This window comes from Halopseudomonas aestusnigri (assembly GCF_002197985.1).
Lineage (GTDB): Bacteria > Pseudomonadota > Gammaproteobacteria > Pseudomonadales > Pseudomonadaceae > Halopseudomonas > Halopseudomonas aestusnigri.
On the sequence record NZ_NBYK01000007.1, the window covers coordinates 112,920 to 136,044 of the forward strand.

Genomic DNA, 23,125 nt, shown 5'->3' on the forward strand with positions numbered 1-23,125 from the left:
GGGGGGATCGCCAAGGGGGGCCGGGCAGGCGGCCCCCCTTGGCTCGCCGTGAAGGCGAAATGGATACTTGCCGACGGCGCAATACTGATCCAGTCGCCATTACCCCTACATCTCACGTGATTGTCGAACCCTTGAGCCGTCGCGAGCAGCGGCTGCGATGGCGTGTCCCTGACATTACTGCCCGGTCTTGATCTTGTTCCAGGCACGGGTACGCACACGCTCAGCGGCCAGGGGCAGCGGTTTGAGGGTAAACAGGCGGGCCTGTACCTCGGCTGGCGGATAGGCGCCGGGGTTGTTGCGCAGGCTGTCGTTGACCAGCTCGGTCGCCGCGGCGTTCGGGTTGGCGTAGCCCACCAGATTGCTGATCTCGGCGACTACATCGGGCTTGAGCAGGTAATTGATGAAGGCGTGGGCCGCAGCCGGATTGGGTGCGTCCTTAGGAATTGCCATCAGGTCAAACCAGACCTGTGCCCCTTCCTTCGGAATGCGGTATTCAAGGTGGACGCCATTGTTGGCTTCCTGTGCGCGTGAATTGGCCTGCAGGATGCTGCCCGACCAGGCTACTGCAACGCAGATTTCACCGTTGGCGATGTCGTTGAGAAAGCGCGAGGAGTTGAAGTAGCGCACGTACGGCTGGATCTTGCTCATCATGGCCACCGCAGCGTCGTAGTCTTCACTGCGGGTGCTGTTCGGGTCCAGGCCCAGATAGTGCAGCGCGCCTGGCAGGATTTCCGACGGCGAGTCGAGGAAGGCAACGCCGCACTCGGCCAGCTTCTCCATGTTTGCCGGATCGAAGACCAGCGCCCAGGAGTCGACCGGCGCATCGTCACCCAGCACGGCGCGGACTTTCTCCGGGTTGTAGCCGATACCGTTGGTGCCCCACATGTAGGGCACGGCGTACTGGTTGCCCGGGTCGCTGCCTTCCAGCACCTTCATCAGGTCCTGATTGAGGTTGCCAAGGTTCGGCAACAGGCTCTTGTCCAGCGCCTGAAAGGCGCCTGCCTGACGCTGCTTGGCCAGGAAACTGTCGCTTGGGACCACCACGTCATAGCCAGACTGGCCCGACAGCAGCTTGGCTTCCAGCACTTCGTTGGAGTCGAAGGTGTCGAGTGTCGGGGCGATACCGGTTTGCGCCTGGAAGCCGTCCAGCGTGGCTTGCGGGGTGTAGTCGAACCAGTTGTAGATCTTCACCTGATCGGCGGCCAGCGCACTGAATGACAGCGCCGCCAGCGGGGCGATCAGCCCCAGTTTGCTTGCCAGTTTCATTGTGCTTCTCCTTGAGTCGTGACGGTTGCGTCAAAAGCGGTGAGGACGTTGACAGCGTTGATGCCGATCTCGTCCACGGCGTAGCCGCCCTCCATGACAAACAGTGTTGGCAGCCCCAGCCCGGCAATCAGCTCGCCCATCTTCAGGTAGTCAGGGCTGTCGAGCTTGAAGCTGGAGATCGGGTCGGCCATGTAGGTGTCTACGCCGAGCGAGACGATCAGATAATCCGCGCCGAAGCCGGCGATTTGCCGCAGCGCGTCGCGCAGGGCCTGCGACCAGACACTCCAGTCGCTGCCGGCGGGTAATGGGTAGTTGTGGTTGTAGCCAAGGCCGGTACCTTCACCGCGCTCGTCGGCGTAGCCGGCAAAGCACGGATACTCGTTGCGCGGGTCGCCGTGAATCGATGTGAACAGCACGTCCGTGCGCTGATAGAAGATGTCCTGGGTACCGTTGCCGTGGTGGAAGTCGACATCAAGGATGGCGACCTTGCTGGTGCCCTGGTCGAGCATGGCCTGGGCGGCAATCGCTGCGTTATTCAGGTAGCAGTAGCCGCCCATATAGTCGATACCGGCGTGGTGCCCGGGTGGGCGACACAGGGCGAAGGCGCTCTGGGCGCCCGCACACAAGTGTGTCTGGGCGCTGAGCGCGACCTGCGCGCTGCTGTAGATCGCCTGCCAGCTGCCGGCGGTCAGCGGCGCACCGGCATCAAAGCTGTAGTATCCGAGCTGGCCGTCGATGTCGTCGGGGCAGCGCGGCGGCATGCGGCGCGGTGGCCAGGCCAGCGGCAGCATGTCGTGGCTGCGGCCCAATGCACTCCAGCGTTGCCAGGCGTGCTGGATAAAGTCGACAAACTCCGGGCTGTGGATGCGCTTGATCGGCGCCAGACCGAAGTCCAGCGGCTCGCTGATTGGCCCCAATCCGGTTCGCTTCACCTGCTCCAGCACCATATCGGCGCGCGAGGGTTTCTCGAAGCAGGGCATAAGCTGGCCATTGTTCAATTCGGCGTTGGCGTGGTGCAGGCGATGATCGTCGCTGTAGAACGTCCGCATGATGAATCCTGTGGCTGGTGAGTCGGTTGCCTTCGATCATGGCGTGCACCGTAGCCTCGGGAAATGCTGCAGAGGGACAGAAAAGGGATCGAAACGGACAGGCGATTGACCGCCGAGGTCCGCTTGTGCCCTGGTCAGAATGGGGCGTGCTGGTGTTGCTGACTCTGACGCCAGGCCCGCGGCGTGGTCCCGGACCAGCGCTGGAAGGCGTGGCGGAAGCTGGCGGTTTCGCTGAAGCCGAGCTGTTCGGCGATGGCGTAGATCGGCAACTGCTCGCGGTTGAGCAGCAGCTTGGCGCGCTGGAACCGCAGCCGGTCAAGCAGTTGCTGGTAGCCGCAGCCGGCACGCTGCAGGTGCCGACGCAGGGTGCGGGTGGTGCAGTGCATCTGATTGGCCAACTGCTCCAGCGTTGGCGGCGCTTCGAGCTGTTGCTCCAGTTGCGCGCTGAGCTGACTGACCAGCGCCGAGGGTTCCGGCCGGAAACTGTCCTGCACGGTCTGGCAGTGGCGTTTGGCTTCAAAGTGGGTGACGGGTTCGGCCAGTGGCAATGTCGCATTCAAGGTGTCAGCGGCAAACACCAGGCGCTCGGCGTCCTGGTCGCACAGCAGGGGGCAGTCACCCAGATAGGTCCGGTAGTGGTCACTGTGAGCAGGGGGATTACTGCTCAGGTGCACGGCGTCCAGTTGCAGCCTGGCACCCAGCGCATCATCCAGCATGGCCTTGATCGAGGACAGGCACAGCTCGACGTTGAACTGCCGCAGCGCCGGTGATTCGTGATAGTGATCGGCGCGCAGTGCCAGTTGGCCATCCGGCAGGGTTCCCAGCTGCAACCGGAAGTAACTGCCGAGCAGCACCGGAAAGGCCAGCATGACTTGCAAGGCATCAAGCAGGGTCGGTGCCGACAGCATCGCGTAACCCAGTTGGCCATAGGCCGATACCCGCATGCGCTGGCCGAGCTTAAGGCCGATCAGCGGGTCGCCGGTCAGGGCGACCGTATTGGCGAAGACGGCCTGCTCCTGCTCAGGGGTGATCAGCCGGGCCGGGGTTTGCAGGTCCGCCGAGCCGAGCCCGGAACCGGCCAGGACAGGTTCGACAGGCAGATGGTGTTCTTCCAGCCAACTGGCGATCAGGCAGGTGCTCTGCAGGCTGATCAATCGGCGGTCGGGCGCCTGGCAGGCGGTATCGGGTCGAATCATGTGACTGCACTCGTGTGATGCCTGTTGCCAGTGAAGCACAAAGAGTGCCAGTCATTCTTTTTGTTCGGTAAAACCGATAAGAAAAACAGGAATTATGCTCTTATATCGATATTAAAGATCATTAGAATGAAATGGAATTTATCGCTGGAGTGCCGCCATGACCCGCATGCCATTCAACACCCTGTGCTGCCGCCCGCTCGTGCAGTTGAGCCATCCAAGGGAGGTCGTTCGTCAGTTCACCCCAAACTGGTTTGCCGTCACCATGGGCACAGGCATTCTGTCGGCCGCGCTGCCGCACCTTGGGTTGCCGGGCGCGGCATTACTGGGTCAGACGCTGTGGCTGCTGAACCTGCTGCTGTTTGCGTTGTTCTTCGGGCTGTATGCCGCCCGCTGGCTGCTGTATTTCAATGAGGCGCGGCGTATCTTCGGCCACGCTACCGTATCGATGTTTATCGGTACCATTCCGATGGGGTTGGCCACCCTGATCAATGGCCTGCCGAGTCACGGTGTCGCCCTCTGGGGTGAGGCCGCGATGACGCTGGCGTTGCCTCTGTGGTGGCTGGATGTGGCGTTGGCGTTGGCCTGCGGTGTTGGCATTCCCTATCTGATGTTCACCCGCCAGGAGCACAGTATCGACCAGATGACCGCGGTCTGGCTGTTGCCGGTAGTGGCTGCCGAGGTCGCCGCGGCGAGTGGCGGATTGCTGATTCCCTGGCTGGCAGCCGAGCAGGCCTATGCCGTGCTGGTGACCAGCTACGTCCTCTGGGCCTGCTCGGTGCCGGTGGCCCTGAGTATTCTGGTGATCCTTCTGCTGCGCATGGCCGTCCACAAGTTGCCGCACCGCAATATGGCGGCCTCCAGTCTGTTGGCATTGGGCCCCTTGGGGACCGGTGCGCTCGGGCTGTTGCTGCTGGGTCAGGCAGCAACAGAGGTCTTTGCCGCTCAGGGGCTTTCCAGCGTCGGTGTGGTGGCACACGGCCTTGGGATAGTCGGCGGGTTATTGCTCTGGGGGCTGGGTTTGTGGTGGCTGTTGCTGGCGCTGCTGATCATTTGCCGTTACCTGCGTGAGGGCATGCCGTTCAACCTCGGCTGGTGGGCCTTTACTTTTCCGCTAGGGGTGTATGCGCTGGCGACCCTTACTCTGGGGCAAATGCTGCAGATCGCCTTTTTTTCGCGCCTTGGAGCCGGGTTGGTCGGCCTGCTGGCACTGCTCTGGGTGCTGGTGATGGCCGCAACCCTGCGTGGCGCCTGGCGTGGCGAGCTGTTTGTCTCGCCCTGCATTGCCGATCAGGTGGGAGTGCCGGTGCGCTGACCGTGCAGCGCCGCAGCGGATATGTTATCAATCCTCAGGCGCGATGCCCCTGCTGATAAGGATGAGTCCATGCAACCGACTGCGATTCCAACACGTTATCTTACCTGGCTGTTGTGCGTGCTCGGTGCGTTGATCAGTCTGGCTCTGACTGCATTGTCGGCACTCTGGTGGCTGGCGGCGGCACCGCTGCTGGCGTTGGCCCTGGTCGGGCTTTGGGACGTAACTCAGCGTCGGCACACGATCAGCCGAAATTACCCGGTGCTGGCGCACCTGCGCTATCTGCTGGAGTCGATCGGGCCTGAGCTGCGCCAGTACTTTATCCAGTCCGACACCGATGAGCTGCCGTTTTCCCGCGAGCAGCGTAACGTGGTCTATCAGCGCGCCAAGAATGTGCTGGACAAGAAACCCTTTGGCTCGCTGATGTCGATGAACGCAGAGGGTTACGAGTGGCTCAATCATTCGCTGGCGCCGGTACAGATTGCGGACAGCAACTTCCGGGTGCGGGTTGGCAGCCATCCGAAGACTACCCAGCCCTATGATGTCTGCGTATTCAACATCTCGGCGATGAGCTTCGGCTCGCTGTCGGCGAACGCGATTCTGGCGCTCAATACCGGAGCCAGGAAGGGCGGTTTCTACCACGATACCGGCGAGGGGTCGATCTCGCGCTACCACCTGCGCCCCGGCGGTGATCTGGTCTGGGAAATCGGTTCCGGCTACTTCGGCTGTCGCACCCCGGATGGCGGCTTTGATGCCGAGCTGTTCGAGCGTAATGCCCGGTTGCCGCAGGTGAAGATGATCGAAATCAAGCTGTCCCAGGGTGCCAAACCCGGGCACGGCGGCATTCTGCCCGGGGCCAAGGTATCCGCCGAGATTGCCGAGGCCCGCGGTGTGCCGCAGGGGCAGGATGTGGTGTCGCCCGCGGCCCACTCGGCGTTTCATACCCCACTGGAATTGATGGCGTTCATTGCCAGGCTGCGTGAGCTGTCGGGCGGCAAGCCGGTCGGCTTCAAGTTGGCCATCGGGCACCCGTGGGAGTGGTTCGGCATCGTCAAGGCGATGCTGGAGACGGGTGAGCATCCCGACTTCATCGTGGTGGATGGCGGTGAGGGTGGCACCGGTGCGGCACCGCTGGAGTTCATCAACCGGCTTGGAACGCCGATGACCGATGGCCTGCTGCTGGTGCATAACACCCTGGTGGGCGCGAATCTTCGGGAAAAGATCCACCTTGGCGCAGCGGGCAAGATTACCTCTGCCTTCAATATTGCCCGTACGCTGGCGATCGGCGCCGACTGGTGCAATGCGGCCCGTGGCTACATGTTCGCCCTGGGCTGTATCCAGAGCCTGAGCTGCCATAGCGGCAAGTGCCCCAGCGGTGTCGCCACCCAGGACCCGAGCCGCAGCGCGCGGCTGGATGTGGCCGACAAGAGCGAACGGGTCTATCACTTCCACCGCAATACCGTGCTGGCGCTGGCGCATATGCTGGAGGCAGCCGGGCTGAAACATCCGAGCGAGCTGGGCCCTGAACATGTGATTCGGCGTGTGTCGCGCTACGAGGTGCGGCCCTATAGCGAGTTGTTCGAGTTTCTTGAGCCAGGCGTATTGCTGGATGGCCGGGCAGAACTGCACCTGTTCAAAAAGTACTGGGCCCAGGCCCGCGCTGACAGCTTTGCGCCGCCGGACTATATGCTCAAGCTGCGTGAGACCAAGCTGCGCTGAGCGTTGGCGTCAGGCGTGTTCACTGGCCGCTTGCTGCGCCAGCATGGCAAAGGTGGGCAGCCAGTGGCTGCCCATGTAGTCGTCCTCAAGGTGATTGATTGCCGCGGCGAGATGGGCTTCGGCCACGGCCAGCAATGTGGGCCATGTGGCTGATAGCTGAAACCAGCACCAGGCGCGGCTGAGGTTGAGGCCATCGAGATGGGCGAGCTTGCCGTCGCTGCGCTCACTGACGCTAACCGGCCGGAACAGGGTGGCAGGCTGCTGCGCGGCCAGGTCCGGCAGAAAGTCGTTCAGCCAGGTGGCAAAGGTGTTCCCGTCCATGACTTGCTGCATCAGCACCGCCTGCTGCAGTGTCGGAGAGAGAAAGTCCTCGCCACTCGGCTCGCCCCAGGCCGGGCAGCCGCGATCGTCGGCAAACCACGTCAGGCTGCGCTCGCGCAGCAGGCGCTCCAGTTGCTGGTCCTGCGCCATTCTGGCGTATTCCAGGCAGAGCAGCAGGGCGAAGGCGGTGTTGTTGTGCTGACCGCTGCGGATGGGGTAGAGCAGGCGCGGCAGGTAGTCCAGCAGGCGCCTGTGAATCAAGTCTGCCAACGGTTGCAGCGTTGCTGCGCCGCGCCGCGCTGTCGGCTCGCTGCTGCGCAGCAGTTCGGCCTGCAGCATCAGCAGCCAGGCCCAGCCGTAGGGGCGCTCAAAGCCTTGTCCCTGACGCTCGAAGGTGGTTATTTCAGCGGCGACTGCGTCGTCAGTGATCTGCCCGAGACGCTGGCGAATGGCGGCGGCCTCGGGCAGCTCGGGAGCACGGTTCAGCACCCGAACCAGCAGCCAGTGACTGTGCACGCAGGAGTGCCAGTCATAGCTGCCGCAGAACAGCGGATGGGCCTGCTCTGGCGGGTGCCAGTCGGCGGCACTCTTTAGCCGCTGCTGGCCGCTGTGCGGATAGATGCGGGTGATATGAGCAAGGGCGATGCGTGCCAGAGCCGCATGATCCGGCTTGGCTGGCATCTCAGCGTACCGGTTGCCAGTTGATGTCACGCAGCAGCCAACGGCCGTCGACGTCCTCCCAGAGCAGACGAATATCATACTGGCCTGCGCTGTTGGGGATCAGCCGCTCGGCGCCGGTCAGGGTGACGCGTGCCTCGCTTTCGGCGCGTCGGGCGTAGCCCGGATCGATCTCGGTCTGCTGGCGGGTGACCAGCACGTTGATGCGCTGATTACGCAGGAACATCAGCCGCAGGGTGCGATCGGCCCAGGTCTGGTCGTACTGACTCTGGGCGATAAACTCGGGATGCAGCAGATCCATGACGGCGCTGCGGTCGCGCTCCTCAATCCCGCTCTGCAGCTGCTCGATGGCCTGATTCAGGCGCTGGTCCGGGCTGGAGGCCCCGCACCCCAACAGGCTCAGTGCAAGCAGGGCGGCAAGCAGAAAACGCATAGGTGACAGCGGCCTCGCGGGTCAGTAATGTTGGGGCTTCCAATGTAAGGAGCGCGGCGCACTCGTGCCGGTTCAGGGAGCCATCATGCAGCTGTTGTATCCGGAGATCAAACCCTACGCCCGCCACGAACTGGCGGTCACCCCTCCCCATGTTCTCTATGCCGATGAAAGCGGTCAGCCCGATGGCCTGCCGGTGGTATTCATCCATGGCGGGCCCGGGGCCGGGTGCGATGCGCTCAGTCGCCGCTTTTTCGATCCGTCGATCTATCGAATTGTCACCTTTGACCAGCGCGGCTGTGGCCGCTCCACCCCGCACGGCAGTCTGGAGAACAACACCACCGCCGATCTGGTCGCCGATATGGAAACCCTGCGCGAGCACCTTGGGATCGACAAGTGGGTGCTGTTCGGCGGTTCCTGGGGTTCAACGCTGGCACTGGCCTATGCCCAGGCGCACCCGGACCGGGTAATGGGCATGGTGCTGCGCGGCATCTTCCTGTGCCGCGAGCAGGATATCCACTGGTTCTATCAGGAAGGTGCCAGCCATGTGTTTCCCGATTACTGGGAAGACTATCTGAGCCTGATTCCCGAGGACGAGCGTGCCGATATGGTTGCGGCCTACTACCGTCGGCTGACCGGTGACGACGAGATCTGTCGCATGCATGCGGCCAAGGCCTGGTCGGTCTGGGAGGGGCGCTGCGCCACGCTCAGGCCCAGCCCGCAGGTGATCGAACGGTTCAGTGACGCACGCCGCGCCTACGCGATTGCCCGCATCGAATGTCACTACTTCGCCAACAAAACCTTCCTGGCCCCCAACCAGCTGCTCGACAACATGGAGCGGATTGCCCATATCCCGGGCATCATCGTGCATGGCCGCTACGACATGGTCTGCCCGCTGGACAACGCCCACGCGCTGCATCAGCGCTGGCCGGGCAGTGAGCTGAACATCATTCGCGATGCCGGCCACGCCGCCTCCGAGCCGGGCATCGCCGACGCGCTGGTACGCGCCACCGGCGATATGGCGCGCCAGCTGCTCAATCTGACGCCGCAGGCCGAGTGACATGAAGGGATTGCTGCAACGGGTCAGTCAGGCCCGGGTCGAGGTAGACGGCGAGATTGTCGGGGCGATTGATCAGGGGCTGCTGGTGCTGGTTGGCATCGAACCCCAGGACGATGAGGCCAGCGCCGACAAACTGCTCAAGCGACTGCTCGAATACCGGGTATTCACCGATGCCGACGGTCGCATGAATGACTCGCTGACCGACGTGCAGGGCGGGCTGCTGCTGGTATCACAGTTCACCCTGGCCGCCGACACCCGCAAGGGCCGGCGCCCCGGTTTCTCCACCGCTGCGCCGCCGGACCGTGCCGAGGTGCTGTTCAACTATCTGGTGACTCAGGCACGTGCGCAGCACCCGCAGGTCGCAACCGGTCGTTTTGGCGCCGATATGCAGGTGCATCTGGTCAACGACGGGCCGGTGACGTTTCTGCTTGAGGTCTGAACCGCTGGCGTCGGGACAACGCCGCGCGGGCAGGTTGCGTTACTAGCGTAGGGTGGACAACGCCAAAGGCTTGTCCACCTATTACTGCTGCGCTGACACCAACTGCTCAGACAGCCGGGTAGGTTCGCGTCCAGACTGTCAGCAGCAAGCCGGCCGCCATCACCCACGCCAGCGCACCGACGGTCAGCGTCACCACCAGCGTGAAGCGCTCGCTCAGCAGCACTATCGTGAACAGATACGCCGCATAGGGCAGCAGCGACCAGAGGCCGAAGATGGCGGTGCTGCGCAGATCGCTGGCCAACCGCTCGCTGCCGACGATGTAGTGGGCGATGATCGCGAAGGTTGGAAACAGCGGCACCAGGCCAGCAATATAAAAGCTCTTTGTCTTCGCCAGCAGCGCAATCAGCAGCACTGCGAGCGCACCCAGGACGCACTTGAGGGCAAGGGACAGCATGTGGATAGATCCGCAAAGATAGGGACAGGGAATCCCTGAGCAGGGGCAGGACGCCAGAACGCTGCTCATCGGCGCGAATGTATGTCGCGCCGAGATGGCCGTCAATCGGCTGCAAAGCGGGTTTTGACGGCAGCCGACCAACGGCACCGGAGAGGGTGCCGCCGGTCAGTCGGATCAACTGCGCGCGGCTGCTTCAATCCAGTCCAGGCGGTCCTGACCAAAGAACATCTCGCCATCGACAAAGCAGGTCGGCGCGCCGAAAACGCCGCGCCCGATCGCTTCCTCGGTGGCACGCTTGAGCTGCTCCTTGACCGCCGGGTCACTGGCTCTGGCCATCACCTCTTCCGGGTCAAACCCGGCCTCGACCAGCACCTTGCCGACGACCGCGGGCTCGCCCATGTTCAGTTCGCTGATCCACATGGCGTTGAAGATCGCCGTCAGCAGAGGCTCGAACTGTGGTGTGCCCTGATAGGCGGTAACCGCGCGCATCAGTTGCAGGGTGTTGATCGGGAAGAAGGGGTTCTGGTTCAGGGTGACGCCATAGCGGTTGGCGAAACGCTGCATGTCGATGCGCGAATAGGCGCCCTTGGTCGGCACGGTTGCCGGGGAGCTGTTGCCGGTGGCCATAAATACGCCGCCCAACAGCATGGGTTTGTAGACCAGGGCGGCCCCGGTGCGCTGGGCAATCGCCGGCAGCTGGCTCCAGGCCAGATAGCTGGCCGGGCTGCCGACGTCAAAATAGAACTCGATGGTCTTGCTCATGTGTCTCTCTCCGGAGCGGGATTAAAAGGTTTCCATCCACGGACGCAGGTCCAGCTCGTGGGTCCAGCTGTCACGGGGCTGGGCGTGGAGGGCCCAGTACTGGTCGGCAATGTGGTCGGGGTTGAGGATGCCATCCTGATCCTTGAGCGCATAGCGCTCGGGGAAGTTGTCGCGGATAAAGGCGGTATCGATGGCACCGTCGATGATGGGATGGGCGACATGGATACCCTGTGGCCCCAGTTCGCGGGCCATGCTTTGGGCCAGTGCCCGCAGCGCAAACTTGGCGCCGGCAAAGGCCGAGAAGCCCGAACCGCCACGCAGCGACGCCGTGGCCCCGGTGAAAATAATGGTGCCCTTGCCGCGCGGCAGCATCACCCTGGCGGCTTCCCGGCCGGTCAGAAAGCCGGCGAACCCGGCCATTTCCCAGACCTTGCGGTAGACCCGGGCAGTGGTCTCGGTAATACCGAAGCGCACGTTGGCACCGATGTTGAAGATCGCCACTTCAATCGGGCCGATCTCGCGCTCGATGTGCTCGAACAGACCCACCATCTCCTCTTCGCTGCGCGCATCGCAGCCGAAGGCGTGGGCCTTGCCGCCGTCCGCCTCGATCTGGTTGACCAGCTCGCTCAGGCTGTCGGCATTGCGACGGGTCACACAGAGGGTAAAACCTTCCCGGGCGAAGCGACGGGCAATGGCGCCACCGGTGGCATCACCGGCGCCGATCACGACCGCTACGGGTGCAGTTGCTGTCATGGCATGGTCCTCGTTATCTATGGTTCTTTTTTGGAACTGATGTGATAGTGGGTTTCATTTTGGAACTTGTCAAGCTACTCTGAGCACATCAACTGGAGGGTTAATACATGCGCTGGGAAGAACTGGGTGAGCAGCCCTGCTCGATGTCTCGCACGCTGGCGGTGGTGGGTGACCGCTGGACGTTGCTGATTCTGCGCGACTGCTTTCTCGGCGTACGCCGCTTCGATGCCTTCGAGCGGCGCATCGGCCTGACGCGTCATTTACTGGCTGATCGTCTGAAAAAGCTGGTTGAACACGGGGTGCTGGTCAAGGTGCCGTATCAGCAGCGGCCGCTGCGTGAGGAGTACCGGCTGACCGAGAAGGGGTTGGCGCTGCATCCTGTGATTCTGTCGCTGGTCAGTTGGGGCGATGCCTGGATGGCGGATGAGCGGGGTGCGCCAATCGAGCATTATCACAAGGGCTGCGGTCAGCGCATGAAACCGGTGATGGTCTGTTCCGAATGTGCCGAGCCGGTGGGGCCACGGGATATCGATGTGCGCCCGGGTGCCGCGTTTGGCGAAGAAGTGGAGAAGTTGCTGGCGGGCTGAGTGGGTTGCTTCAGTGCCCGGCGGTGTTGGAAAACAGGTTGATGACCATGACGCCGCTGATGATCAGCCCCATGCCGATTAGCGCAGGCAGGTCGAGCCTCTGGCCGTACAGGAGCCAGGCCACGACCGATATGAGCACCACACCCACCCCGGACCAGATGGCATAGGCAATGCCCACCGGAATGGTCTTGAGTGTCAGCGAAAGAAAGTAAAAAGAGACCAGATAGCCAATTACCACAATCACCGATGGCAGCGGTTTGGTGACGCCAGTGCTGGCTTTCAGGGCGGAAGTGGCAATCACTTCGGACACAATGGCTGTGATCAGGTAGGCCCAATGGTTCATGCGTATCGCCTCGGTTGGTCAGGCGATGTTACGCAGGCCGCTGGCGGAGGAACAGACTGTTTTTTTGCGGCGGGTTGTGCGCAATTCGGCGGCTGCGAAAGCCGCCGAACTGCTCAAGGGAAGGACTTGACTTAGGGCATGCGATACATCGCGCACAGCTTGTTGCCGGACGGGTCGCGCAGGTAGGCCAGATACAGCTTCATGCCGTTGCCTTCACGCACGCCCGGCGGATCCTCGCAGTCGGTGCCGCCAGCTGCCAGACCGGCTGCGTGCCAGGCATCAGCCTGTTCCGGGCTGTCCATCGCGAAACCGATGGTGCTGCCGTTGCCGCAGCTGGCAGGTTCGCCGTTGATCGGTTTGGTGATCGCAAAGACGCCGGTCGGTGTCATGTAGAAGACGCGGCCCTTTGGATCGGCAAAGCCGGGTTTGCAGCCGATAACGCCCAGAGTGGCGTCGTAGAACGCCTTGGATTTTTCCAGATCATTGGCGCCAAGCATGATGTGACTGAACATCGGGTGATCCCTTTTCGTTGGTGTTGTTTTTACTGGTACGTCAACGCAAGCCTCCGCGTAAGCCGCGCTGGCGTCAATGCCTCCGTAGGGGGAGATTGATCGGCCATAAGGCGTATTTATTGATCAGTCACTGCCGTGCAGCGCGAACAGTTCGTCGCCGGTCAGTTGCTCGGTGCGCTGGGCGAAGCAATAAAACCCGGGTCTCTGGTCAATAAACACTTCTCGGGTCAACTGCCAGTCCTGCTGGTCGTCAAACAAGCCGACCGGAATAGCGTAGAAAGGTTGATCAAGCAGGCGGTAGAACAGGTGGGTGCCGCATTCCTTGCAGAAGCCGCGTTCGGCCCAGTCCGATGAGGCGTAGACGCTGATCTGCTGTGCGCCCCCAAACGCTACTGGCTGGTCGCTCTCGATTGCGAGTAGCGGACCGCCGCCCCAGCGTCGGCAGGTTGCGCAATGGCAGGCGCCCACCTGGCTGTGGTTGATGGCGGCGCGCAGGGTGACGGCCCCACACAGGCAGTGGCCTTCGAGGGTTTTGATGGCTGACATGGCAGGGCTCCCGCTGCTGATACTGGACAGCTTTCAGGATAGCTGAGCCTGCCCGATACTGCGGCAGGCTGCGTATTTGTCGCCAGTGAAGCAGTGTCCCTGATCAGGCGATCAGATCAGCGAAGGGGGTATCGCCCCGATAGAGCTCGTAGGTGATGTTACGGCTTTGCCCGGTCCTGATCACATGAGCAATGATACGCGCGGTATCGGCACGGGAAATATGCTGGTGTTCGGCATCTTCAGGGCGACGGGTGGTGATGCAGCCTGTCGCGGCGTCGTCGGTCAGACGGCCCGGGCGCAGGATGGTGTAGGGCACGCCGGAGCGCTGCAGATATTCATCGGCGAAGCACTTGGCTACCAGATAGGGTTTGATTGGTGAGTTGCCGCGATCCGGGTTGTCGGCACCGCGCGAACTGACCATGACGAAGTGCTTGAGGTGGTGCTTGAGGGCGTAGTCAACCGCCTTGCGGGCGGCCCACAGATCGACCAGCAGGGTTTTGTCTGCACCGGTGCTGGCGCCAGAGCCGGCGGTGAAGATAACCCGTTCACAGCCGACAAAGGCGTGCTCGAAGTCGCTCTCCAGATCGCCTTCGATGATCTCCAGCCCCTCAATGCCGGCCAATTTGCCGGGGTTGCGAGTCAGGGCAACGACTTTCAGACCTGCATTCTGCAGCAGCGGCAGCAATTGCAGGCCGATCTGACCGGTACTGCCGATAACCAGTGTCTTGCTCATGGACAGACATCCTCGTCGAAGCTTCGCACCCTCTGCGCGGGTGCGTTTGTTGTTATGGGTGCACCGCCGCCGCTGAGGGTCAGCGGATGCGGGTAATGCGTACCAGGCGGTTGCCTTCGAACTCAAGGCTCTGGTAGTTGCCGTGAATCTGGTAGATCCACTCCTCGATATTCATGACCCGGATACGGTCGTTCAATTGCACGCTGTCGACGTAGCCGATGACCTCGCGCGAGATCGGCTCGCCGCAGGCCTGCAGCACCTCGAACTTGAGGTCACCCTCATCAACGATACTGGTGCCGCAGCGCAGTGCATGTGCCGGCAGGCTGAATAGCAGGGCCAGGAGCGCTGCAAGCAGTGCCCGACGACGCGATCGACTTAACATCCCTAACCTCCTGTCAGTGGGAGTTCGTATGTCGATACTCCCACCGGCTTCGGCCCGGATGCAAGGGTCGCAACACCTGCAGATGCGCGCCAGTAACCAAACTCAGAGCGCAGCGGCCTCTGCCTCGTAGTTGGCATAGGAGTGCTTGAGGGTGGCGTGGTTGAGCAGCATCTCGGCTTTGAGTACCTCGCCGCTGGCGTCATAGATGCGCGTCAGTACCCAGTAGGACTCGGTGCGCTTGCTCTCGGACAGGGCGACGATCTCGCGGCGGATCAGGTAGTCCTCGCCGACCAGCAGCGGGCCTTCGATCATGCGGATTTCCTGATCGGCGAACAAACCGATAACCGGTTGCTTGACCGGGAAGGCGGCGTCCTTGCTGGTGTACTCGGCGAGTACGCTGACCATCTCGGTCGGAATCACTGCGCGGCCCCAGGGCGTGCTGCTGCCATCGGAATACCAGGGCGAGTTTTCGGTGATGCCGGCCAGCTTCTGGTTCAGCGAGAACGGGTAGAGTTTGCCCATGTGCTGGTCCGGGTCCATGCGGACCTTTTCGTCTGTCGCGCCCTTCATGCCAACGTGCAGGTCCGAGAGAATCACCAGTTTTTCCGGTGCTCTCAGTTTGGCCATGCGTTCGTACAGCAGGCTCTCGCCCGGGGCGGCATCGATGCTGGCGCTGGCCTCCAGGACCGGTGTGCCGTCGGCCTTCTCGGCCCAGCAGCGCACGCGGGTCTGACCCGGAGCGGGGCGTTCAACAAAGGCGCGTACCTGTTCGCCTTCGACCACCATGTTCTGGAAGTGCGAGGAAAAGCAGCCGCGCTCAAACCAGGCCTGGCCCCAAATTTCGACCAGCAGCGGGGTGAACTGGCTGAAGTGGGTGGGACCTTCGATCGGGCCGGCGCGAAAGCCCAGTTTCTCGGCCATGCTGTCGTCGTGAATTGAAGAGTGACCGCTGTACTCCTGATCGGCCAGCATCTGCTTCGGCTCGCGCAGCGGGCCGCAGAGGTAGAGGGGGGTATCGAAACTCATGGGCGGTGTTCCTGAAAAGGGTGGATAGCTGCACGGCGACGGGCACGTGCCTGACTGAACGACCGAGTTTAGGCGGCAGTTCCGGATCGCGGCAAATGCTCTGTGGCGCGCTATTCATCGGGGTTATCGGCGCGGCGCTGGGCGCGCAGTGTAGGGTTTGGATAGCTGGTATGTCGGGGTATGATGGCCAGCACGCCGCCGCTGCGGTCTTCGTACAAGGAACTTCACATGAAACTGATCAAGTACAGCGCACTGCTGGCTGCGGCCGCACTGCTGAGCGCCTGCGGCGGTCACGACTTCGAGGGTGTCTACGAGAGCCGTGCCGGTTCCAGCAACGACGTGCTGAACGCCTTTGCGGAGATGGCCGGGGCTGACCGCATTGTTATCGGCGACGACTACATCGAGTCCGAAGGCCGGCGTACGACCTTCGACGACATCTTCGAGCGCGAGTCGGCGGGCAAGCGCTATCTGGTGTTCAAGCGCGGCGAAACCGAAGAGGTCTGGACCATCGTCGACGACAAGACCCTGATGCAGGGCAACGAGCTGGTCAGCATCAAGCTGGTGCGGGTCGAGTAATACCCTGTCAGGTTGTCTTGCAGGCGCTCAGAACAGCTTTGAGACAAGCGCGGTAACTGCGGTTTCTACCCGCAGGATGCGGTCGCCCAGCTGCACCGGCTGCATACCGGCCTCGATCAGTTTGTCGACCTCGTAGGGAATCCAGCCGCCCTCGGGGCCGATAGCCAGGGTCAGCGGCTGGTCGATGCCGCGCGGGCAGGCCGGGTAGGTGCCGGGGTGGGCGACCAGCGCCAGACGGCCGTTGATGATGCCGGGCAGGCTGTCCTCGACGAAGGGTTTGAAGCGTTTCTCGACGCGCACCGTCGGCAGCACGGTATCACGCGCCTGCTCCAGGCCCAGCAGCAGATTCTCGTGTACCACCTCCGGTTGCAGGAACGGGGTCTGCCAGAAGCTCTTTTCCACCCGCACGCTGTTGAGCAGGATGATCTCGGGTACGCCGAGGGTGGCGCAGTGCTGCAGGATGCGGCGGAACATCTTCGGGCGGGGCATGGCCAGCAGAAGGGTCAGCTGCAGTTTGGCTGGCGGTGGGTCGGTCAGCACGACGTTGAGCAGTGCGCTGCTCTTGTCCAATTCCAGCACCGTGCCCTGGCCCATCAATCCGTTGATGCGGCCGACACGCAGGGTGTCGCCAACGCTGACCTGCTGGATGTCCAGCATATGGGCCAGGCGGCGGCCGCTCAGGCGCACATGGTCCGCGTCGATGAAATCGGTATCTTCAAGCAGCAGCAGGTTCATGCCTGCGGGCTGTCCTGCTGATCTTCTGACGTGCGCGGGCGAACCAGTCGGCTGAACAGGATGCCGACTTCATACAGCAACCACATCGGCACCGCCAGCAGGGTTTGGGAGATCACGTCCGGCGGGGTCAGCACCATGCCGACGGTGAAGCAGCCGACGACCACGTAGGGGCGTGCCTTGCTCAGGCTCTGCACGTTGACGATGCCGACCAGCACCAGCAGCACGGTAGCGACCGGAATTTCGAACGACAGGCCGAAGGCCATAAACAGCGTGAGTACGAAGTCCAGATAGCTGTTGATATCGGTCATCACCGCCACGCCATCCGGCGCGGCGCTGGTGAAGAAGCCGAACACCAGCGGGAAGACTACGAAGTAGGCGAAGGCCATGCCGCCGTAGAACAGCAGGATGCTCGATACCAGCAGCGGGATGGCGATGCGCTTTTCGTGCTTGTACAGCCCGGGTGCGATAAAGCCCCAGATCTGATGCAGCACGAACGGCATGGCGATAAACAGCGCGCTGACCAGGGTCAGTTTGAACGGGGTCAGAAACGGCGAGGCCACGTCGGTGGCGATCATGCTGGTGCCGGGCGGCATCAGCGCACGCAGCGGTTCGGAAATGAACGCGTAGATGTCGTTGGCAAAGTAGAACAGGCCGGCAAAGATCAGCAGCCAGATCAGCACGATGCGCAGCAGGCGCGAGCGCAGCTCGGTCAGGTGCGCGACCAGCGGCATGTCACCGGCAGATTTGGCTGGTGGCAGTTCAGGGTTGCTCATGGCGGGTGTCTTGCTGCTCATTGACGGGCTCGGCGCTGGATTTATCGGCGGTCGGGCCAGTTTGCGACGACTGTGTGACGGGCTTGTTACCGCTGGCAGTGTGCAGCTGATTGCTTGGACTGCCGGCGTTCAGGCCCTGTTTTTCCAGTTCGGCGAGGATGCGCTCGTTGTGCAGCTGCTGACGAATTTCGTCGGCACCGATCTCACGCTCGACCTGGCTGCGCACCTCGGAGAAGCCGCGCTTGATCCGTCCCACGGTTAGGCTGACGGTGCGGATGGCACCGGGCAGCCGTTCGGGGCCGAGTACCAGCAGGGCGATGATCGCCACCACCAGCATTTCCATAAAGCCGATGTCGAACATGAGACGGAACCTGTCGGCGAATTACTGCTTGTTGGACGGAGCGTCCTGCTTGTGCTCTTCGGACTTGGCGTCGAGCGTTTCTCCCGGCTTGTTTTCGACCGAGGGCTTGTCCTCATCGTTCATCGCCTTGCGGAAACCCTTGATCGCGCCGCCCAGATCGCTGCCGATGTTCTTGAGCCGCTTGGTGCCGAACAGCAGTACCACGATGACCAGCACGATCAGCAGTTGCCACAGACTAATGCCACCAAAACCCATATTTGCCTCCGGGGCCTATTGCCCAGTTTATTTGCTGCGGGACGCCTTTTCTTCCAGACCGGAGAGGTCGAAGCGGCGTGCCAGTTCATTCAGAATGTCGTCCGGACCGAGGCCGAGATGGCTGAGCATGACCAGTGAATGGAACCACAGGTCAGCGGTCTCGTAGATCAGGTCGGACTTGTCGTCGCTGTGCTGACAATCCTTGGCGGCTAGCAGTGTCTCGGTGCACTCTTCACCGACCTTTTCGAGAATCTTGTTCAGGCCCTTGGCGTGCAGGCTGGCAACGTAGGAGGTGTCGGCAGACGCCTGCTTGCGTTGTTCCAGTACGGCAGCCAGTTGGCTCAGGGTGTCAGACATGTTTTGGGTGCTCGTATAACGTTTTCGGGTCCTTGATGACGGCGTCGACGGTTTGCCACTGGCCGTCCTTCAGAACCCGGTAGAAACAACTCTCGCGACCGGTATGGCAGGCAATGCCGCCGATCTGCTCGACCTGCAGGATGATCACGTCGGCGTCGCAGTCCAGCCGCAGCTCGTGCAGCTTCTGCACGTTGCCGGACTCCTCGCCCTTGCGCCACAGGCGCTGACGCGAACGCGACCAGTAGATGCCGCGGCCTTCCTGCACGGTCAGCTGGAGGGCTTCGCGGTTCATCCAGGCCATCATCAGGATACGCTGGGTATGTACATCCTGGGCGATGGCGGGAACCAGGCCGTCGGCATCCCAGTGGATGCTGTCGAGCCAGTCACTGGCGGGGGTTGAGTCGGTCATGGCGGGTCGTCTTTGAGTTAATGTCGCAAGTTTGCCAGTTCTGCGGGGTGCTGACTATCCGCGGCGCAGAATCAGCCAGCTTCCCAGTGCGATCAGGCCCCACTGGGCCGGGGCGGCGTCAAGCCAGAGCGCCGGGTCCGCGCCGCCCAGAGCGCTGGCGCCGAACACCAGCAGAACGATCCCCGCCACCTGCAACGGCCAGCGCGAACGCTGTTGCGCACGGGGTTGCTCGGGCGCTCTGGCCAGCTTGCCCAGCGCCTGGTTAGTGGTATCAATCAGGGCCGGTACGCGTTCCAGATGCTGTTGCCAAGTCTTGAGCTGATGCTGCGGCAGCATGCGGTCGCGCATCCAGCGCTCCAGGTAGGGCTGGGCGGTATTCCACAGGTCCAGATCCGGATACAGCTGGCGGCCCAGGCCTTCGATGTTGAGCAGGGTTTTTTGCAGCAATACCAGTTGTGGCTGCACTTCCATATTGAAGCGGCGTGCGGTCTGGAACAGGCGCAGCAGCAGCTGGCCGAAGGATATATCCTTCAACGGGCGCTCGAAGATCGGCTCGCAGACACTGCGGATCGCTGCTTCGAACTCGTTGACCCGGGTATCGGCCGGCACCCAGCCCGAGTCGATATGCAATTGCGCCACGCGGCGGTAGTCACGCTTGAAAAATGCCATCAGGTTGCGCGCCAGATAGCTCTGGTCTTCCGGCGTCAGACTACCGACGATGCCGAAGTCGATGGCGATGTACTGCGGCTCCCACGGGTGCTTGCGGGAGATGAAGATGTTGCCCGGGTGCATGTCGGCGTGGAAGAAGCTGTCACGGAACACCTGGGTAAAGAAGATTTCGACGCCGCGCTCGGCGAGTTTTTGCATGTCGGTGCGCTGGTCTGCGAGGGCGGCCAGATCGGTTACTGGAATGCCGTCGATCCGCTCCATCACCAGCACCTTGTGGCGACACCAGTCCCAGTGGATGCGGGGGATATACAGCAGCTCGGAGCCCTCGAAGTTGCGCCGCAGCTGCGAGGCATTGGCGGCTTCGCGGTGCAGGTCCAGCTCGTCGAAGATGGTCTTTTCGTAATCCTCGACCACCTCGACCGGGCGCAGACGACGACCATCGGCAGAAATGCGCTCCAGCAGGCGCGCGGCCAGAAACAGCCACTGGATATCCTGATCGATGGTTTCGCCAATACCCGGACGAACCACCTTGACCACCACCTCACTGCCATCTTTCAGGCGGGCAGCGTGGACCTGGGCTACCGAGGCGGAGGCCAGTGGCTGGTCGCTGAATTCGGCGAAGACATCCTCAATGCTTTGACCGAGCTGTTCTTCAATCCGTGCACGGGCCCTGGGGCCGGGGAAGGGCGGTACCTTGTCCTGCAGACGGGCCAGTTCAAGGGCGATGTCTTCGGGCAGCAGGTCGCGGCGGGTAGACAAAATCTGACCAAACTTGATGAACACCGGGCCGAGGTCTTCGCAGGCCTTGCGCAGCCGGGCGCCACGGCTCAGATCGCGCGGGGCCGGGCGCAGGCGCCAGGGGCCGAGCTGCAGCGCCAGGCGCGCCAGCCACGGCAACGGCAATGCCAGCAGGATCTGGTCCAGACGGTAGCGGGCGAAGATATGCAGGATGCGCAGCAGGCGCGAAAAGGCGGTGAGTCTCATGCGTCGGGCGAGTCCGGTGCAGTAGGAGTGAGCAACGCAACCCGGGCTTCCAGGCGGTCGAGTTGCAGGCGCAGTGCGTGCAGCTGTTCGGCGCGGGCGCGGGCCTCGGCCTGGCCGACCAGCTGACGGCTCTCTTCGGTCAGGTACTCGGCCAGGGTCTGGCGCAGGCTTGCGCGGCTTTCGCGGCCCCATTGGTGGCTGCGGCGCAGCGCGCTGCCGATGGCGTGACCGGCGACCGGGCCGAGCCAGCGGGCCAGTTCGGCCTCACCGTCGAGCCGGAGGTCGGCCAAGATGTTCTGCAGCGTGACCAGGACCTGGCTGTCGCCGACCAGCTCGACGTCCGGATTCTGCAGCAATGCCTTACGGTCGCTGCTGATCAGCAGGCGGGCGAGCAGGCTGCTGGGCGCGTGCAGTTCGCAGTCGGCGGGCAGGTCGCTGGCGGCGCGCAGGGTAATCTCACCCTCAGCCGGCAGCAGCCAGAGTTGCCAGTCCGGGTCGCGGGCCGAGATCAGCACAGATTTGCCCTGCAGTGCGCCGAGCCGCCTGGCGGTCACACTGTCACGGGCCAGTGCCGCAGCAATGCTGCGCTCGGCCGCCTTGAGCAGTGCAGCCGGCAGCATCAGGGTTTGATGCCCCGGTGCAGGGCGACGATGCCGCCAGTCATGTTGTGGTAGGTGACCCGGGCAAAGCCTGCTTCTTCCATCATCGCCTTGAGGGTTTCCTGATCCGGGTGCATGCGAATCGACTCGGCCAGATAGCGGTAGCTCTCGGAATCGTTGGCCACCAGCTTGCCCATCAGGGGAAGAAACTTGAAGCTGTACTGATCGTAGACCTTGGACAGCAGCTCGCTCTTGGGTTTGGAGAACTCCAGCACCAGCAGACGGCCGCCCGGCTTCAATACGCGCAGCATTGAGGCGATGGCGGTATCCTTGTGGGTGACGTTACGCAGGCCGAAGGCGATGGTGATGCAGTCAAAGTAGTTGTCCGGGAATGGCAGTGCCTCGGCGTCCGCCTGGACGAAGCGTACGTTACCGGCGACGCCCAGATCGAGCAGGCGGTCGCGGCCGACCTTGAGCATGGAAGCATTGATGTCGGCGAGGATGACTTCACCGGTCGGGCCCACACGCTTGGCAAAGCGGCGAGTCAGGTCGCCGGTGCCGCCGGCAATGTCGAGTACCCGGTTGCCGGTACGTACGCCAGACAATTCGATCGTGAAGCGCTTCCACAGGCGGTGAATGCCGCCGGACATCAGGTCGTTCATGATGTCGTACTTGGCGGCTACCGAGTGAAAGACCTCAGCGACGCGCTGGGCCTTTTCGGACTCGGCGACCGTCTGATAGCCGAAGTGGGTGGTTTTGTCGCTGTCGTGTCGATCGCTCATGGATTCCGTCTGCGCTGGAAAATTTGCCCCATTCTAACCATTTTTTGCACCCGGAAGCGCAGTCCATTTGCCGCGTCCGGGTTTTCCCCCCGGGTGATGACGCCTGCCCTCATTTGCGGCATGCTGACGAGCTTTGTTAACAACACTGGATGAAACAAGCGATGCCGACCGTAGACATTACCCGCGAACACAGCCTGGGCAAGGAAGAGGCGCGTCAGCGTGCCCAGAAATTGGCTGACAAGCTGGTTCAGAAGCTGGACGCCAAATGCAGCTGGGAGGGTGACCAGTTGACCTTTAAACGCAGTGGCGCCGATGGCTGCATCACTGTCTCCGATACTGACGTGCGGGTACAGGTCAATCTGGGCATGATGCTCACGCCGATGGCCGGCATGGTGAAAAGCGAAGTGCAGAAGGCACTGGACAAGTATCTGGTTTAATTGCTGTGTCATCGTGTCGCAGGCTCGGGCTGTAACGGCTGCCCCAGAGCCTGCGCGCACGTCCTCGCGGACAGGCTGCTCTGCCCGGTCCCGGTTTTTAGTATGTGTTTTCTAATTTTGCTGGGTAAGTTCGTCTCCAAGGATCGGTAACCGGTCCATTGCAGTATCCCAATCTACTGAACTGGAGTTACGAACATGGCCAAGAACACCGCAAAGAAAATTGAAGAAAGCACCGCTGGTTTTGCTGCTGACGTGAAGAAATACGCCCATCAGATCTGGCTGGCAGGCCTGGGTGCCTATGCCAAGGCCGGTAAAGAAGGTGCGGACTATTTCAAGACGCTGGTAAGCGAAGGCGAAGCCGTCGAGAAACAGGGCAAGGAACTGGTCGCCAGCCAGGTTGAAGCCGCCAACAGCCGCATCGAAACCTTCAAGGAAAAGGTGCAGGAAAAGACCGGCGGTCGCTTCAGCAAGGTTGAGGAAGTATTCGACGAGCGCGTTGCTTCCACCCTCGGTCGCATGGGTATTCCGAGCAAGAAAGATATTGATCAGCTGTCTGCTAAGCTGGATGATCTGAGTGCTGCACTCAAGTCGCTGCAAAGCAAGTAAGGTCACAGAGGAGTTGC

Annotated in this window: 31 protein-coding genes; 8 read left to right on the forward strand and 23 right to left on the reverse strand. The window is 62.2% G+C overall.

Features of this window, described 5'->3' with window-relative positions:
- Window positions 1–174: 174 nt before the first annotated feature.
- The 3 genes from B7O88_RS11530 to B7O88_RS11540 form a co-directional block, all read right to left on the reverse strand.
- Window positions 175–1,266, reverse strand: a complete 1,092-nt coding sequence (locus B7O88_RS11530; protein ID WP_088276093.1) for a polyamine ABC transporter substrate-binding protein — start codon at window positions 1,264–1,266, stop codon at window positions 175–177.
- A complete protein-coding gene (locus B7O88_RS11535; RefSeq protein WP_088276094.1) occupies window positions 1,263–2,315 on the reverse strand; it encodes a histone deacetylase family protein in 1,053 nt (350 codons plus the stop codon). Before B7O88_RS11535 ends, B7O88_RS11530 begins: the two co-directional genes overlap by 4 nt.
- Before the next feature lie 134 nt (window positions 2,316–2,449).
- Complete coding sequence (locus tag B7O88_RS11540; protein ID WP_088276095.1) at window positions 2,450–3,511, reverse strand: AraC family transcriptional regulator; 1,062 nt, start codon at window positions 3,509–3,511, stop codon at window positions 2,450–2,452.
- 157 nt (window positions 3,512–3,668) lie between these two features.
- Here B7O88_RS11540 and B7O88_RS11545 point away from each other — a divergent pair, with 157 nt between their 5' ends.
- Both B7O88_RS11545 and B7O88_RS11550 read left to right on the forward strand, forming a co-directional pair.
- Window positions 3,669–4,823, forward strand: a complete 1,155-nt coding sequence (locus B7O88_RS11545) for an SLAC1 family transporter (RefSeq protein WP_088276096.1) — start codon at window positions 3,669–3,671, stop codon at window positions 4,821–4,823.
- Window positions 4,824–4,892: 69 nt separating this feature from the next.
- Window positions 4,893–6,539, forward strand: a complete 1,647-nt coding sequence (locus B7O88_RS11550) for an FMN-binding glutamate synthase family protein (RefSeq protein ID WP_088276097.1) — start codon at window positions 4,893–4,895, stop codon at window positions 6,537–6,539.
- A 9-nt stretch (window positions 6,540–6,548) separates the two neighbouring features.
- On the opposite strand, the gene B7O88_RS11555 is transcribed toward B7O88_RS11550, so the two are convergent.
- Window positions 6,549–7,541 (reverse strand): DUF2891 domain-containing protein, encoded by a 993-nt coding sequence (locus B7O88_RS11555; RefSeq protein WP_088276098.1) that lies wholly within the window; start codon window positions 7,539–7,541, stop codon window positions 6,549–6,551.
- Window position 7,542: 1 nt separating this feature from the next.
- The gene (locus tag B7O88_RS11560) at window positions 7,543–7,971 is read right to left on the reverse strand and encodes a hypothetical protein (protein ID WP_088276100.1); all 429 of its coding nucleotides are present in this window, start codon (window positions 7,969–7,971) and stop codon (window positions 7,543–7,545) included.
- Between the two features lie 85 nt (window positions 7,972–8,056).
- On the opposite strand from B7O88_RS11560, the gene pip reads away from it, so the two are divergent.
- The gene (gene pip, locus B7O88_RS11565; protein WP_088276101.1) at window positions 8,057–9,028 is read left to right on the forward strand and encodes a prolyl aminopeptidase; all 972 of its coding nucleotides are present in this window, start codon (window positions 8,057–8,059) and stop codon (window positions 9,026–9,028) included.
- A 1-nt stretch (window position 9,029) separates the two neighbouring features.
- Window positions 9,030–9,467: a D-aminoacyl-tRNA deacylase gene (dtd, locus tag B7O88_RS11570; protein ID WP_088276102.1), complete on the forward strand. Its 438-nt coding sequence runs from the start codon at window positions 9,030–9,032 to the stop codon at window positions 9,465–9,467.
- 106 nt (window positions 9,468–9,573) lie between these two features.
- Here the strand turns inward: dtd and B7O88_RS11575 are convergent, their stop codons facing one another.
- The 3 genes from B7O88_RS11575 to B7O88_RS11585 all read right to left on the reverse strand — a co-directional run bounded on the left by B7O88_RS11575 (window position 9,574) and on the right by B7O88_RS11585 (window position 11,436).
- A complete protein-coding gene (locus B7O88_RS11575; protein WP_200818455.1) occupies window positions 9,574–9,918 on the reverse strand; it encodes a GlpM family protein in 345 nt (114 codons plus the stop codon).
- A 177-nt stretch (window positions 9,919–10,095) separates the two neighbouring features.
- Window positions 10,096–10,683, reverse strand: a complete 588-nt coding sequence (locus tag B7O88_RS11580; protein WP_088276104.1) for a 2-hydroxychromene-2-carboxylate isomerase — start codon at window positions 10,681–10,683, stop codon at window positions 10,096–10,098.
- Window positions 10,684–10,704: 21 nt separating this feature from the next.
- Entirely contained in the window at window positions 10,705–11,436 is a 732-nt protein-coding gene (locus B7O88_RS11585; RefSeq protein ID WP_088276105.1) for an SDR family oxidoreductase, read from the reverse strand.
- Between the two features lie 107 nt (window positions 11,437–11,543).
- On the opposite strand from B7O88_RS11585, the gene B7O88_RS11590 reads away from it, so the two are divergent.
- Complete coding sequence (locus B7O88_RS11590) at window positions 11,544–12,023, forward strand: winged helix-turn-helix transcriptional regulator (RefSeq protein WP_088276106.1); 480 nt, start codon at window positions 11,544–11,546, stop codon at window positions 12,021–12,023.
- A gap of 10 nt (window positions 12,024–12,033) precedes the next feature.
- On the opposite strand, the gene B7O88_RS11595 is transcribed toward B7O88_RS11590, so the two are convergent.
- From B7O88_RS11595 to B7O88_RS11620, 6 genes are all read right to left on the reverse strand, one after another.
- Complete coding sequence (locus B7O88_RS11595) at window positions 12,034–12,366, reverse strand: DMT family transporter (protein ID WP_088276108.1); 333 nt, start codon at window positions 12,364–12,366, stop codon at window positions 12,034–12,036.
- Between the two features lie 131 nt (window positions 12,367–12,497).
- Window positions 12,498–12,878, reverse strand: a complete 381-nt coding sequence (locus B7O88_RS11600; protein ID WP_088276109.1) for a VOC family protein — start codon at window positions 12,876–12,878, stop codon at window positions 12,498–12,500.
- Between the two features lie 123 nt (window positions 12,879–13,001).
- Entirely contained in the window at window positions 13,002–13,424 is a 423-nt protein-coding gene (locus B7O88_RS11605) for a GFA family protein (protein WP_088276110.1), read from the reverse strand.
- Window positions 13,425–13,527: 103 nt separating this feature from the next.
- Window positions 13,528–14,157, reverse strand: coding sequence for an SDR family oxidoreductase (locus tag B7O88_RS11610; RefSeq protein WP_088276111.1), 630 nt, complete (start codon window positions 14,155–14,157; stop codon window positions 13,528–13,530).
- Between the two features lie 79 nt (window positions 14,158–14,236).
- Window positions 14,237–14,539 (reverse strand): DUF2845 domain-containing protein, encoded by a 303-nt coding sequence (locus B7O88_RS11615; RefSeq protein WP_088276112.1) that lies wholly within the window; start codon window positions 14,537–14,539, stop codon window positions 14,237–14,239.
- 102 nt (window positions 14,540–14,641) lie between these two features.
- Window positions 14,642–15,565 (reverse strand): hypothetical protein, encoded by a 924-nt coding sequence (locus B7O88_RS11620; RefSeq protein WP_088276113.1) that lies wholly within the window; start codon window positions 15,563–15,565, stop codon window positions 14,642–14,644.
- Window positions 15,566–15,793: 228 nt separating this feature from the next.
- Between B7O88_RS11620 and B7O88_RS11625 the strand changes: the two genes are divergently transcribed.
- Complete coding sequence (locus B7O88_RS11625; protein ID WP_088276114.1) at window positions 15,794–16,141, forward strand: hypothetical protein; 348 nt, start codon at window positions 15,794–15,796, stop codon at window positions 16,139–16,141.
- A gap of 27 nt (window positions 16,142–16,168) precedes the next feature.
- Here B7O88_RS11625 and B7O88_RS11630 read toward each other — a convergent pair whose 3' ends face one another.
- From B7O88_RS11630 to ubiE, 9 genes are read right to left on the reverse strand one after another with little or no spacing between them, the layout of a single operon-like run.
- Complete coding sequence (locus tag B7O88_RS11630) at window positions 16,169–16,876, reverse strand: 16S rRNA (uracil(1498)-N(3))-methyltransferase (RefSeq protein WP_088276116.1); 708 nt, start codon at window positions 16,874–16,876, stop codon at window positions 16,169–16,171.
- Window positions 16,873–17,649, reverse strand: a complete 777-nt coding sequence (gene tatC / locus B7O88_RS11635; RefSeq protein ID WP_200818453.1) for a twin-arginine translocase subunit TatC — start codon at window positions 17,647–17,649, stop codon at window positions 16,873–16,875. Before tatC ends, B7O88_RS11630 begins: the two co-directional genes overlap by 4 nt.
- The gene (gene tatB, locus B7O88_RS11640; protein WP_088276117.1) at window positions 17,636–18,010 is read right to left on the reverse strand and encodes a Sec-independent protein translocase protein TatB; all 375 of its coding nucleotides are present in this window, start codon (window positions 18,008–18,010) and stop codon (window positions 17,636–17,638) included. Before tatB ends, tatC begins: the two co-directional genes overlap by 14 nt.
- A 21-nt stretch (window positions 18,011–18,031) precedes the next feature.
- Window positions 18,032–18,265, reverse strand: a complete 234-nt coding sequence (gene tatA, locus B7O88_RS11645; protein ID WP_088276118.1) for a Sec-independent protein translocase subunit TatA — start codon at window positions 18,263–18,265, stop codon at window positions 18,032–18,034.
- A gap of 27 nt (window positions 18,266–18,292) precedes the next feature.
- Window positions 18,293–18,622, reverse strand: a complete 330-nt coding sequence (locus tag B7O88_RS11650) for a phosphoribosyl-ATP diphosphatase (protein ID WP_088276119.1) — start codon at window positions 18,620–18,622, stop codon at window positions 18,293–18,295.
- Entirely contained in the window at window positions 18,615–19,031 is a 417-nt protein-coding gene (gene hisI / locus B7O88_RS11655) for a phosphoribosyl-AMP cyclohydrolase (RefSeq protein WP_088276120.1), read from the reverse strand. Before hisI ends, B7O88_RS11650 begins: the two co-directional genes overlap by 8 nt.
- Window positions 19,032–19,085: 54 nt before the next feature.
- On the reverse strand, window positions 19,086–20,684 hold the full coding sequence (gene ubiB, locus B7O88_RS11660; RefSeq protein ID WP_088276121.1) for a ubiquinone biosynthesis regulatory protein kinase UbiB: 1,599 nt from the start codon (window positions 20,682–20,684) through the stop codon (window positions 19,086–19,088).
- Complete coding sequence (locus tag B7O88_RS11665) at window positions 20,681–21,304, reverse strand: ubiquinone biosynthesis accessory factor UbiJ (RefSeq protein WP_088276122.1); 624 nt, start codon at window positions 21,302–21,304, stop codon at window positions 20,681–20,683. The genes ubiB and B7O88_RS11665 overlap by 4 nt, the downstream gene beginning before the upstream one ends.
- Window positions 21,304–22,065 carry a bifunctional demethylmenaquinone methyltransferase/2-methoxy-6-polyprenyl-1,4-benzoquinol methylase UbiE gene (gene ubiE, locus B7O88_RS11670; protein ID WP_088276124.1) on the reverse strand — a complete coding sequence of 254 codons (762 nt, stop codon included), beginning with the start codon at window positions 22,063–22,065 and terminating at the stop codon, window positions 21,304–21,306. The genes B7O88_RS11665 and ubiE overlap by 1 nt, the downstream gene beginning before the upstream one ends.
- Before the next feature lie 161 nt (window positions 22,066–22,226).
- On the opposite strand from ubiE, the gene B7O88_RS11675 reads away from it, so the two are divergent.
- Together B7O88_RS11675 and B7O88_RS11680 are read left to right on the forward strand one after the other, a co-directional pair.
- Window positions 22,227–22,502, forward strand: coding sequence for a polyhydroxyalkanoic acid system family protein (locus B7O88_RS11675; RefSeq protein ID WP_088276125.1), 276 nt, complete (start codon window positions 22,227–22,229; stop codon window positions 22,500–22,502).
- 195 nt (window positions 22,503–22,697) lie between these two features.
- A complete protein-coding gene (locus B7O88_RS11680; RefSeq protein WP_088276126.1) occupies window positions 22,698–23,108 on the forward strand; it encodes a phasin family protein in 411 nt (136 codons plus the stop codon).
- Window positions 23,109–23,125 lie beyond the last annotated feature (17 nt).

Coding starts and splice junctions, on each gene's coding strand:
- B7O88_RS11585 (WP_088276105.1), bottom strand. CDS start 11,436: ATGACAGCAACTGCACCCGTAGCGGTCGTGATCGGCGCCGGTGATGCC.
- B7O88_RS11610 (WP_088276111.1), bottom strand. CDS start 14,157: ATGAGCAAGACACTGGTTATCGGCAGTACCGGTCAGATCGGCCTGCAA.
- B7O88_RS11555 (WP_088276098.1), bottom strand. CDS start 7,541: ATGCCAGCCAAGCCGGATCATGCGGCTCTGGCACGCATCGCCCTTGCT.
- B7O88_RS11600 (WP_088276109.1), bottom strand. CDS start 12,878: ATGTTCAGTCACATCATGCTTGGCGCCAATGATCTGGAAAAATCCAAG.
- B7O88_RS11680 (WP_088276126.1), top strand. CDS start 22,698: ATGGCCAAGAACACCGCAAAGAAAATTGAAGAAAGCACCGCTGGTTTT.
- ubiE (WP_088276124.1), bottom strand. CDS start 22,065: ATGAGCGATCGACACGACAGCGACAAAACCACCCACTTCGGCTATCAG.
- B7O88_RS11620 (WP_088276113.1), bottom strand. CDS start 15,565: ATGAGTTTCGATACCCCCCTCTACCTCTGCGGCCCGCTGCGCGAGCCG.
- B7O88_RS11630 (WP_088276116.1), bottom strand. CDS start 16,876: ATGAACCTGCTGCTGCTTGAAGATACCGATTTCATCGACGCGGACCAT.
- B7O88_RS11590 (WP_088276106.1), top strand. CDS start 11,544: ATGCGCTGGGAAGAACTGGGTGAGCAGCCCTGCTCGATGTCTCGCACG.
- B7O88_RS11540 (WP_088276095.1), bottom strand. CDS start 3,511: ATGATTCGACCCGATACCGCCTGCCAGGCGCCCGACCGCCGATTGATC.
- dtd (WP_088276102.1), top strand. CDS start 9,030: ATGAAGGGATTGCTGCAACGGGTCAGTCAGGCCCGGGTCGAGGTAGAC.
- tatC (WP_200818453.1), bottom strand. CDS start 17,649: ATGAGCAACCCTGAACTGCCACCAGCCAAATCTGCCGGTGACATGCCG.
- B7O88_RS11550 (WP_088276097.1), top strand. CDS start 4,893: ATGCAACCGACTGCGATTCCAACACGTTATCTTACCTGGCTGTTGTGC.
- B7O88_RS11675 (WP_088276125.1), top strand. CDS start 22,227: ATGCCGACCGTAGACATTACCCGCGAACACAGCCTGGGCAAGGAAGAG.
- B7O88_RS11625 (WP_088276114.1), top strand. CDS start 15,794: ATGAAACTGATCAAGTACAGCGCACTGCTGGCTGCGGCCGCACTGCTG.
- tatB (WP_088276117.1), bottom strand. CDS start 18,010: ATGTTCGACATCGGCTTTATGGAAATGCTGGTGGTGGCGATCATCGCC.
- B7O88_RS11530 (WP_088276093.1), bottom strand. CDS start 1,266: ATGAAACTGGCAAGCAAACTGGGGCTGATCGCCCCGCTGGCGGCGCTG.
- B7O88_RS11580 (WP_088276104.1), bottom strand. CDS start 10,683: ATGAGCAAGACCATCGAGTTCTATTTTGACGTCGGCAGCCCGGCCAGC.
- B7O88_RS11535 (WP_088276094.1), bottom strand. CDS start 2,315: ATGCGGACGTTCTACAGCGACGATCATCGCCTGCACCACGCCAACGCC.
- B7O88_RS11650 (WP_088276119.1), bottom strand. CDS start 18,622: ATGTCTGACACCCTGAGCCAACTGGCTGCCGTACTGGAACAACGCAAG.
- B7O88_RS11665 (WP_088276122.1), bottom strand. CDS start 21,304: ATGCTGCCGGCTGCACTGCTCAAGGCGGCCGAGCGCAGCATTGCTGCG.
- tatA (WP_088276118.1), bottom strand. CDS start 18,265: ATGGGTTTTGGTGGCATTAGTCTGTGGCAACTGCTGATCGTGCTGGTC.
- B7O88_RS11595 (WP_088276108.1), bottom strand. CDS start 12,366: ATGAACCATTGGGCCTACCTGATCACAGCCATTGTGTCCGAAGTGATT.
- B7O88_RS11545 (WP_088276096.1), top strand. CDS start 3,669: ATGACCCGCATGCCATTCAACACCCTGTGCTGCCGCCCGCTCGTGCAG.
- B7O88_RS11605 (WP_088276110.1), bottom strand. CDS start 13,424: ATGTCAGCCATCAAAACCCTCGAAGGCCACTGCCTGTGTGGGGCCGTC.
- B7O88_RS11560 (WP_088276100.1), bottom strand. CDS start 7,971: ATGCGTTTTCTGCTTGCCGCCCTGCTTGCACTGAGCCTGTTGGGGTGC.
- pip (WP_088276101.1), top strand. CDS start 8,057: ATGCAGCTGTTGTATCCGGAGATCAAACCCTACGCCCGCCACGAACTG.
- ubiB (WP_088276121.1), bottom strand. CDS start 20,684: ATGAGACTCACCGCCTTTTCGCGCCTGCTGCGCATCCTGCATATCTTC.
- hisI (WP_088276120.1), bottom strand. CDS start 19,031: ATGACCGACTCAACCCCCGCCAGTGACTGGCTCGACAGCATCCACTGG.
- B7O88_RS11615 (WP_088276112.1), bottom strand. CDS start 14,539: ATGTTAAGTCGATCGCGTCGTCGGGCACTGCTTGCAGCGCTCCTGGCC.